Genomic DNA, 8,608 nt, shown 5'->3' with positions numbered 1-8,608 from the left:
GGGTCTGGGGGTCAGTCGCGCGCGCCCAGCCGCTCGCGCAGCAGGGAGAGCTGGGCCCAGAGCTGGTCGGGCACGCGGTCGCCGAACGTGTCGAAGAACTCGCCCGTCAGTGCCGTCTCGGCGAGCCACGCCTCCGCGGGGACGTCGAAGAGGGCGGCGAGGTCGTCGTCGGACAGGTCGAGACCGTCCGTGCGCAGCGCGCCCTGGGCGGGCAGCAGGCCGACGGGGGAGTGCACGGCGCCGGCGTCGGTGCGCAGGCCGCGGGACCGGTCGAGCTGCGTGACGATCCACTCGACGACGCGCGAGTTCTCGCCGAACCCGGGCCACAGGAAGCCGCCGTCCTCGCCCTTGCGGAACCAGTTCACCTGGAACACCTTGGGCCGCTTGTCGGCGTCCAGCCCCTTGCCCACCGCGAGCCAGTGCGCCCAGTGGTCGGCCATGTTGTAGCCGCAGAACGGCATCATCGCGAACGGGTCACGACGCAGCTCGCCCACCGTGCCCTCGGCCGCGGCCGTGCGCTCGGAGCTGATCGTGGCGCCCATGAAGACGCCGTGGTCCCAGCTCGTCGCCTGGGTCACGAGGGGCACGTTGGTGGCGCGGCGACCGCCGAAGACGATCGCGTCGACCGGCACGCCCGCCGGGTCCTCCCAGGTGTCCGCGATGGACGGGCACTGCGCCGCCGACACCGTGAACCGGGAGTTCGGGTGCGCGGCGGGGGTGTCCGACTCGGGCGTCCAGTCGTTGCCCTGCCAGTCGACGAGATGCGCGGGCGGCTCTGCCGTGAGGCCCTCCCACCACACGTCGCCGTCGTCGGTCAGCGCCACGTTCGTGAAGATCGCGTCGTGGATGAAGGTCTCGACGGCGGTGGGGTTGGTCTCGACGCCGGTGCCCGGCGCGACGCCGAAGAACCCGGCCTCGGGGTTGATGGCGCGCAGGCGCCCGTCGGGGCCGGGGCGCATCCACACGATGTCGTCGCCGAGGGTCTCGACCGTCCAGCCGGGGATGGTCGGGCGCAGCATGGCGAGGTTCGTCTTGCCGCAGGCGCTGGGGAACGCAGCGGCCAGGTGGTACCGCCGGCCCTCCGGGGACGTCACGCGGATGAGCAGCATGTGCTCGGCGAGCCAGCCCTCGTCGCGGGCCATCGCGGAGGCGATGCGCAGCGCGAAGCACTTCTTGCCGAGCAGGGCGTTGCCGCCGTAGCCGGAGCCGTACGACCAGATCTCGCGCGTCTCGGGGTAGTGGACGATGTACTTCGTGTCGTTGCACGGCCACGGCACGTCCGCCTCGCCGTCGGCCAGCGGGGCGCCGACGGAGTGCACGGCCGGCACCCACTGCTGCCCGGCGTCGATGAGGTCCATGACCTGCGGCGACACGCGCGTCATGACGTGCATGGAGACGACGACGTACGGCGAGTCGGTGATCTCGATGCCCACCTGCGAGATCGGGCCGCCGACGGGGCCCATGGAGAACGGCACCACGTACATGGTGCGGCCGCGCATCGATCCGGCGAAGACGTCGGCGAGCTCCGCGCGCATCGCTGCGGGCGCGCGCCAGTTGTTCGTCGGGCCGGCGTCCTCCTCGCGCTCCGAGCAGATGAACGTGCGCGACTCGACGCGGGCGACGTCGGACGGGTTCGACCGGGCGAGGTAGGAGTTCGGCCGCTTCGCCTCGTCGAGCTTGACGAGCGTGCCGGCCTCGACCATCTGGTCGAGCAGGCGCTGCTTCTCCGCGGCCGAGCCGTCGCACCACACGATCTCGTCGGGCTGCGTGAGCTCGGCGATCTTCCGGACCCAGGCGCGCGGGTCCCGCGGCGACGGGGCGGTGGCGCGCGACGACGCGGCGCCGGCGTGCTCCGCGGGCGCGAGGGCGCTGGGGGCCAGGACGTCCGGCGCGAGCTCGGCGATCGCGAGTCGCGTGCGGCGCGGGTTCGCGGTGAAGGTCATCGGGTGCTCCGTCCGTCGAGGCCCCGGCGTGCGCTGCCGGGTGGGCTGCGTCCAGCGTCCCGCCTCGGCGACGCGACTTTCCACTCCATCGGCCGTGAAGATCCGCCGATCTTCACGTAACGTCAAACCATGGCTGCCAAGGACGCCGCCGGGGCGGACTCCCCGGACCTCATCACCCTCGGCCGGCGCATCCGGCACGCGCGCACGTCGCGCGGGCTCACGCTCGAGGCGCTGGGGGAGCGGGTGGGCTCGGCGCCGAGCCTGCTGTCCCTCGTGGAGAACGGCCGGCGCGAGCCGCGCCTGTCGCTGCTGCGCTCCATCGCCGACGTCGTCGGCGTGGCCGTGCCCGACCTGCTCGCCGACGAGCCGCCGTCGCGCCGCGCGGAGCTGGAGATCGCCCTGGAGCGCGCGCAGCGCGGACCGCTGTTCGGAGCGCTCGGTCTCCCGTCGGTCAAGCCGAGCCAGAAGCTCCCGATGCCGGTGCTGGAGCAGCTGGTCGGCCTGCACACCGAGCTGTCGCGGCGTGAGGAGGAGGCGATCGCCACCCCGGAGGAGGCGCGGCGCGCGAACACGGAGCTGCGCCAGGAGCGGCAGGAACGGGACAACTATCTCCCGCAGATCGAGGCGCTCGGGGAGGAGCTGACCCACCGCGCCGGGTACGCGGGCGCGGGCGCGCTCACGCACCGCACGGTGGCGCGCATGGCCGAGCAGCTGGGCCTGACCATCCTGCACGTGGACGACCTGCCGCGGTCGGCGCGGTCGGTCACCGACCTCAGGAACGGCCGGATCTACCTGCCGCCGGCCTCCATCCCGGGCGGGCACGGGCTGCGCTCCCTCGCGCTGCAGGCCATCGCGCACCGCGTGCTCGGGCACGAGCGGCCCCGCAGCTACGCCGAGTTCCTGCGCCAGCGGGTCGAGATCACGTACTTCGCGGCGAGCTGCCTCATCCCGCAGTCGGTGGCGGTGGAGTTCCTTCAACGGCGCAAGCGCGAGAAGGACCTGGCGGTCGAGGACTTCCGGGACGCGTTCGGCGTCACGCACGAGGCCGCGGCGATGCGCCTGACCAACCTCGCGACCGTGCACCTCGGCATCCCGCTGCACTTCCTGCGCGTGGGCGACGACGGCGCCCTGTTCCGCGGGTACGCCAACGACGGGCTGCCCCTGCCCCAGGACGTGACGGGCGCCATCGAGGGGCAGCTCGTGTGCCGGTGGTGGGCGGGGCGCGAGGCGTTCACGCGCCGGGACCGGGCCACCGAGTCCTACCAGTACACCGACACCCCGGCGGGCACCTTCTGGGACTCGGTCCAGACCGGCGCGGGGGCGGACGGGCGGCAGTTCTCCATCACCGTGGGTGTGCCGTACGCGCACGCCAAGTGGTTCCGCGGCCGCGACACCCAGGTGCGGCACGCCTCCACCTGCCCCGACCCGGCCTGCTGCCAGCGCCCGCCCGCGGAGCTCGCGGAGCGATGGGACGGCGTCGCCTGGCCCAGCGCCCGCATGCACCAGCAGGTGCTCGCGGCCCTGCCGCGCGGCGCGTTCCCGGGTGTCGACGACACGGACGTCTTCGCGTTCCTGCAGCGGCACGCCCCGTCCGCCGAGTCGTAGCGTGACTTAGTCCAGGCGGACCTCGCGGATGCGGCGGTCCTCGACGGAGGTGACGCGCAGGACGTGGCCGTCGTCCCCGTCGTGGTGGTCGCCGCCGACCGTGACGGTGTCGCCCTCGTCGGCCAGCCGCCCCAGCCGGGCGAGCACGTAGCCCGCGACCGTCTCGTAGGGGCCGTCCGGCAGCTCGACGCCGGTGAGCCGGGCGAAGTCCTCGATCGTGAGCCCGGCGTCGTAGGTGCCCGCCACGCGCACCGCGGCGAGCGGGTCGTGCTCGTCGCGGATGTCGCCGACGAGCTCCTCGACGAGGTCCTCGAGCGTGACGATCCCGTCGGTCCCGCCGTACTCGTCGACGACGAGCGCGAGGTGGGTCCGGGTGCGCTGCATCTCGGCGAGGGTCGGCAGCAGCCGACCGGTCGCGGGCAGGTCGAGCACCGGCCGGGCCACGTCGCGCACGGTGCGCCGGCCCCCAGAGGGGGTTCCAGCGCCGCGGGCGAGGTCGCGCACGTGCACGAAGCCGAGCACGTCGTCGACGTCCCTGCCCGTGACGGGGTACCGCGAGTAGGGCAGGTCCCGCGTGCGCTCCTCGGCCTCGGTGAGTGGCAGGTCCGCCCGCAGGAAGACGACGTCGCCGCGGGGCCGCATCACCTCGCCGAGGCTGCGTTCGGACGCGGCGAAGACGTCCGAGAGGATGCGCCGCTCGTCCTCGTGCAGCCCCGGGTGGGCGGCGACGAGGTCGCGCAGCTCCTGCTCCGTGATCTCCTCCGAGCGCAGGCTCGGGTCACCGCCCAGCAGGCGCACGACGGCATCCGTGGAGCGGGACAGCAGCCAGATGACGGGCCGCATGAGCACCGCGAAGCGGTCCAGCGGCGGGCCGACGACGAGCGCCACCTGCGCGGTGCGCTGCAGTGCGATCCGCTTGGGCACGAGCTCGCCGAGAACGAGCGAGAGGTAGGCGATGACGAGGGTGAGCCCGACGAGCGCGGCCGTCGCCGCGGCGCCCTCCGGGAGGCCGAGGGACTCGAGCGCGGGGGCGACGTCGGGCGCCAGCGTGGACGCGCCGTACGCGGCGGAGAAGAATCCCGCCACGGTCACGCCGATCTGCACCGCGGCCAGGAAGCGGTTCGGGTCGCGCGCGATCCCGGCCACCCGGCGGCCGCGCGAGCCGCTGTGCTCGAGCTGGTCGATCTGTGTGCCCCGCAGGGAGACGAGCGCGAACTCGGTCCCGGCGAACACGCCGCCCAGGAGCACGAACAGCAGGACGAGCGCGATGTTCCACCAGGTGTCCGCGTCCACCGGGGTCCTCTCGGTCGGTCGGTGGCCGAGGCGCCGACGGTCGCCCCGGTGTCGTCACCGGTGAACGTGTCGCGGCGGGGCCCGGTTCCTTCGGACCGGGACGTGAGGATCAGCGGAAGCGCTGCGCCGCCAGGGGTGCGGCCTCGGCGAGGCCGCGGACGGCGGGGTGCGCGTCGTCCCCGGTGGCGGCGAGGAGTTCGCCCATCGGGCCGGACGCCACGAACGTGCCGTCGGCGAGCACGTGCACCGTGGGGCACAGCCGGGCGACCAGCTCGACGTCGTGCGAGACCAGCAGCACCGCGGTGCCCTCGGCGCGGGTGGCGTCGGTGAGGCGGCGCACGATCTCGCCGCGCATCGCCGGGTCGACGGCGGTGAGCGGCTCGTCGAGCAGCAGCGCGTCAGGACGGGTGGTCAGGGCCAGGGCGAGCGCGAGCCGCTGCTTCTCGCCGCCGGACAGCGTCGCGACGCGCCGCCCGGCGACGTGCGGCTCGAGCATGACGTCGTCGAGCAGGTCCGCGACGTCGCGCCCGTTCGCGCGACCGGCCTTGCGCGCGTCGGCGAGCGCGCCCTTGACGGTCCGCTCCACGCTCCACGTCGGGTCGGTGCCGAGCCCGTTCTGCGCCACGGTGCGCACGGCGCCGCGGAACCTGCGCTTGTCCCGGAGCCCGAGCTTGGACGCGGTACGCCCCTGGTAGGTGACCGTGCCCCATCGCGGCTTGATCTGGCCGAGCAGCGCCTGCACCAGCGTCGACTTGCCCGCCCCCGACTCGCCGACGACACCGACCGGTGCCGAGCCCTGCACCAGCTCGAGGTCGACGCCGTCCAGGACGGCCGGGCCGCCGTAGCCGACGACGAGGCCCTGAGCGCGCAGGATCGGGGCGGGGGAGGTCGAGCTCATGCTGGTGTCACCTTCGTGTGTGCGTGCGCCGGACGACGGGGCCGGCCCGCTAGTCGGACGAACGACGGTACCCCGCGGTTCCCGCCGCCCGCCGAGGTGGTCCAGCCCTCGCCGAGATAGCTCGCGGACCCGCGAGGTAGTTCAGGACGTGCCGAGGTAGTCCGAGCCCCGCCGAGGTAGTCCGAGGACCCGCGAGGTAGTTCGGGTCTTGCCGAGGTAGTTGCGCGACGGCGCATACTGCGGGCATGACGGTGAACCGGGACTCGGTACGACGGTGGGTCGCCGCGTACGTGGCGGCGTGGCGTGAGAGCGACGCCGGCGCCGTCGAGCGGCTCTTCACGCCCGACGCCCGGTACGCGCGCTCGCCCTACGACCCGGACGAGCTGGTGGGCCACGACGCGATCCGCGAGTTCTGGAGCGTCGACGACGGAGCCGCGTTCACGGCGGCGTCCGAGCCTCTCGCCGTCGACGGCGACGTCGCCGTCGTCCGGCTCGAGGTGCGCTACTCCGCCCCCGAGGTGCAGGACTACCGCGACCTGTGGGTGCTGAGGTTCGCCGCCGACGGGCGCGTCGCCGACTTCGAGGAGTGGGCGTACTGGCCGGGCAAGGCCTGGACGGCGTCCTGAGCGGTCAGTCGCCCCACATACGCCACTACCTCGCCGAGCCTCGGACTACCTCGGCACGTCTTGAACTACCTCGGCACGTCTTGAACTACCTCGCGGGTCCGCGGACTACCTCGGCACGGCCCGGACCGCTTCGCGGGACGGGGGCGGACTGGTCACGCTCGGGCGCCGCCGCGGGCGTCCAGGCGGGCGAGGAGCTTGGCGAAGACGTCGCCCAGGCGCAGGCCGTCGTGCTCGAACTCGTTGGTCACCCAGGCGCGCGCGTTGCCGACGTGGGCCGCGGTCTCCAGGGAGAGCCCGGCGTCCACGAACATGTCGTCGTGGTAGACGGCGGCCTCGAGCGGCACCTCGTTGCGGGCGAGGGCGTCGAGGTCGTACAGGTCGTCCCAGTCGGTCCGAGCCGCCAGGGCCTCGGCGGCGGGGCGGAACGGGCGCAGCTCCGCGAGCTGCTCGAACATCCAGGGGTAGATCATCTCGCCCGTGAACAGCAGCGGACGGGCTCCGGCGTCGAACGACGCGTCGTCGTCGCGCACCCGCTGCGCCGCCCACGCCGTGGCGCCCGTGTTCGACTGCGCGTAGATCGACTCGTGCAGGACGGCGTACATCGGGTTGGTGGGGAAGCCGGTGGCGGCCTCCACCTCGGCGAGGAAGGTGTCCGAGAGCTCGTCGGAGCCGGGGTCGAATGCCTCGTCCACGATCCAGTGCACGCGCTCGAAGCCGGGGCCCATGCCGAACGCCATGCCGAGGGTCTGGAACCGCTCGACGGTGAGCACGTCCCCACCGGGCAGGCGCACGTCGCCCGCGGCGACCCGGTCGGCGATCCGCGCCACGCGCTGGACGTCGTCGGGGTACCGCTCGCGGTACAGCGCGTTCTTGGCGACGACGCGCGGCTGGGTGCGCCGGTAGACGTCCTCGGCGCTCGCGGTGAGCCCGGCGAGGCCGCCGGTGACGTACGACGCGGCCGCGCCCTCGGGGGCGCGCGACAGGTACGTGAGGGTGAGGAAGCCGCCGTAGGACTGGCCCAGCGTGGACCAGCGACGCCCGCCGTACACGGCCTTCCGCACGTGCTCGGCGTCCGCGACGATCGAGTCGGCGCGGAAGTGGGTCAGGTGCTCGGCCTGGGCCTCGGCCGAGCCCAGCGCGGTGAGCGCCCCCGCGCGGACCGGCGTCGAGCGGCCGGTGCCGCGCTGGTCGAGCAGCACCACCCGGAACCGCGCGAGGGCCTCGCCCACCCAGCCGTCGGGGCCGGTCGGACGCGGGCCCTTGCCACCCGGGCCGCCCTGCAGGAAGACGAGCAGCGGCAGGTCGTCGGCCTTCTTCGTGGGGGCGACCAGCTCGCGGACGAAGAGGGAGATCGTGCGGCCGTCGTCGGGGCGCGCCCAGTCCAGCGGCACCGTGAGGGTGCGGTCGGTGACGTGGACGCCGGGGATGGTGTACGCGCGCTCTGCGGCGACCGAGGCGGTCGCGGTGCCGGTGTTGCTCACGGGAGCAAGGGTAGGCCTGGTTGCATTACTGGAGTGCGTGCTCCAATAATTGTGGCCGTGCCGACCACGACCACCTCCGAGGTGCGCCAGCCCCGCTGGGTGCCGCTGCTCCTGCTGCTCGGGACCGTCGCCCTCGGCGTCGGGCTCGGCTTCGCCCTCCCGCCGGTCGCCCGCTGGCTGCAGGGGTTCCTGGAGGGCAGCCCGTTGCCGGCCCTCGGCCCCGTCGAGCTGCTCGCGGGCCTGCCGCGCGCGTGGTCCGTCCCGATCCTCGGTGGGCTCGGGGTGGTGGGCGGCGTCCTCCTGGCGCTGACCACCATCGGGGAGTCCCTGCGGCTGACGGTCGCCGCCGACCACCTCGAGCACCGCACGGACGACCGGGAGGGCTGGGTGGAGCGGGCGGACGTGTCCGCCGTCTTCCGCGACGGCCGGTACGTCGTCCTCCTCGGCGCGACCGGCGCCCCGCGGGAACGGCTCGACGCGGACACGCTGCGCCGTGCCGAGATCCGGGCGGCGTTCGAGGCCCACGGGTGGCCGTGGCACGACGCCGACCCGCACGAGCGTGCGTACGAGCGGTGGATGGACGGCCGGCCCGGGTTCTCGGCCGACGAGCACGCCCTGCTGCGCCGTCGCCTCGCCGAGCGCAAGGACGCCGCCGCGGTCGCCGAGGTCGACGCGGCGCTCGCCGCCCGCGGCCTCGCCGCGCGCGTCCGCGACGACCGGCTCCAGGTGCGGCGGCTCGGTACCGTCCCCACGGAGGGCGCC

General features: G+C 74.2%; 7 protein-coding genes. 3 read left to right on the top strand and 4 right to left on the bottom strand.

Annotated features, from left to right (window positions below):
- Positions 1–11: 11 nt before the first annotated feature.
- Positions 12–1,943, bottom strand: coding sequence for a phosphoenolpyruvate carboxykinase (GTP) (locus ACFUVW_RS17355; RefSeq protein WP_430572565.1), 1,932 nt, complete (start codon positions 1,941–1,943; stop codon positions 12–14).
- Between the two features lie 129 nt (positions 1,944–2,072).
- Here ACFUVW_RS17355 and ACFUVW_RS17350 point away from each other — a divergent pair, with 129 nt between their 5' ends.
- A complete protein-coding gene (locus tag ACFUVW_RS17350) occupies positions 2,073–3,548 on the top strand; it encodes a helix-turn-helix domain-containing protein (RefSeq protein WP_430572564.1) in 1,476 nt (491 codons plus the stop codon).
- Between the two features lie 6 nt (positions 3,549–3,554).
- Here ACFUVW_RS17350 and ACFUVW_RS17345 read toward each other — a convergent pair whose 3' ends face one another.
- Both ACFUVW_RS17345 and ACFUVW_RS17340 read right to left on the bottom strand, forming a co-directional pair.
- Entirely contained in the window at positions 3,555–4,841 is a 1,287-nt protein-coding gene (locus ACFUVW_RS17345; RefSeq protein WP_430572563.1) for a hemolysin family protein, read from the bottom strand.
- Positions 4,842–4,950: 109 nt separating this feature from the next.
- On the bottom strand, positions 4,951–5,739 hold the full coding sequence (locus ACFUVW_RS17340; protein ID WP_430572562.1) for an ABC transporter ATP-binding protein: 789 nt from the start codon (positions 5,737–5,739) through the stop codon (positions 4,951–4,953).
- A 245-nt stretch (positions 5,740–5,984) separates the two neighbouring features.
- Here ACFUVW_RS17340 and ACFUVW_RS17335 point away from each other — a divergent pair, with 245 nt between their 5' ends.
- Positions 5,985–6,365, top strand: a complete 381-nt coding sequence (locus ACFUVW_RS17335; RefSeq protein ID WP_430572561.1) for a YybH family protein — start codon at positions 5,985–5,987, stop codon at positions 6,363–6,365.
- Positions 6,366–6,517: 152 nt separating this feature from the next.
- On the opposite strand, the gene ACFUVW_RS17330 is transcribed toward ACFUVW_RS17335, so the two are convergent.
- Positions 6,518–7,846 carry an alpha/beta fold hydrolase gene (locus ACFUVW_RS17330; protein ID WP_430572560.1) on the bottom strand — a complete coding sequence of 443 codons (1,329 nt, stop codon included), beginning with the start codon at positions 7,844–7,846 and terminating at the stop codon, positions 6,518–6,520.
- A 57-nt stretch (positions 7,847–7,903) separates the two neighbouring features.
- On the opposite strand from ACFUVW_RS17330, the gene ACFUVW_RS17325 reads away from it, so the two are divergent.
- Positions 7,904–8,608, top strand: a 705-nt coding sequence (locus tag ACFUVW_RS17325; protein WP_430572559.1) for a hypothetical protein, incomplete at its 3' end; no start/stop codon positions are given.

The sequence above is a fragment of the Isoptericola sp. NPDC057391 genome (assembly GCF_042668085.1).
Lineage (GTDB): Bacteria > Actinomycetota > Actinomycetes > Actinomycetales > Cellulomonadaceae > Isoptericola.
This window is presented reverse-complemented; position numbering and strand designations above follow the sequence as displayed.

Bases quoted from the DNA above. Each gene is read 5' to 3' on its own strand.
- ACFUVW_RS17350 (WP_430572564.1), top strand. From the start codon at position 2,073: ATGGCTGCCAAGGACGCCGCCGGGGCGGACTCCCCGGACCTCATCACC.
- ACFUVW_RS17355 (WP_430572565.1), bottom strand. From the start codon at position 1,943: ATGACCTTCACCGCGAACCCGCGCCGCACGCGACTCGCGATCGCCGAG.
- ACFUVW_RS17335 (WP_430572561.1), top strand. From the start codon at position 5,985: ATGACGGTGAACCGGGACTCGGTACGACGGTGGGTCGCCGCGTACGTG.
- ACFUVW_RS17340 (WP_430572562.1), bottom strand. From the start codon at position 5,739: ATGAGCTCGACCTCCCCCGCCCCGATCCTGCGCGCTCAGGGCCTCGTC.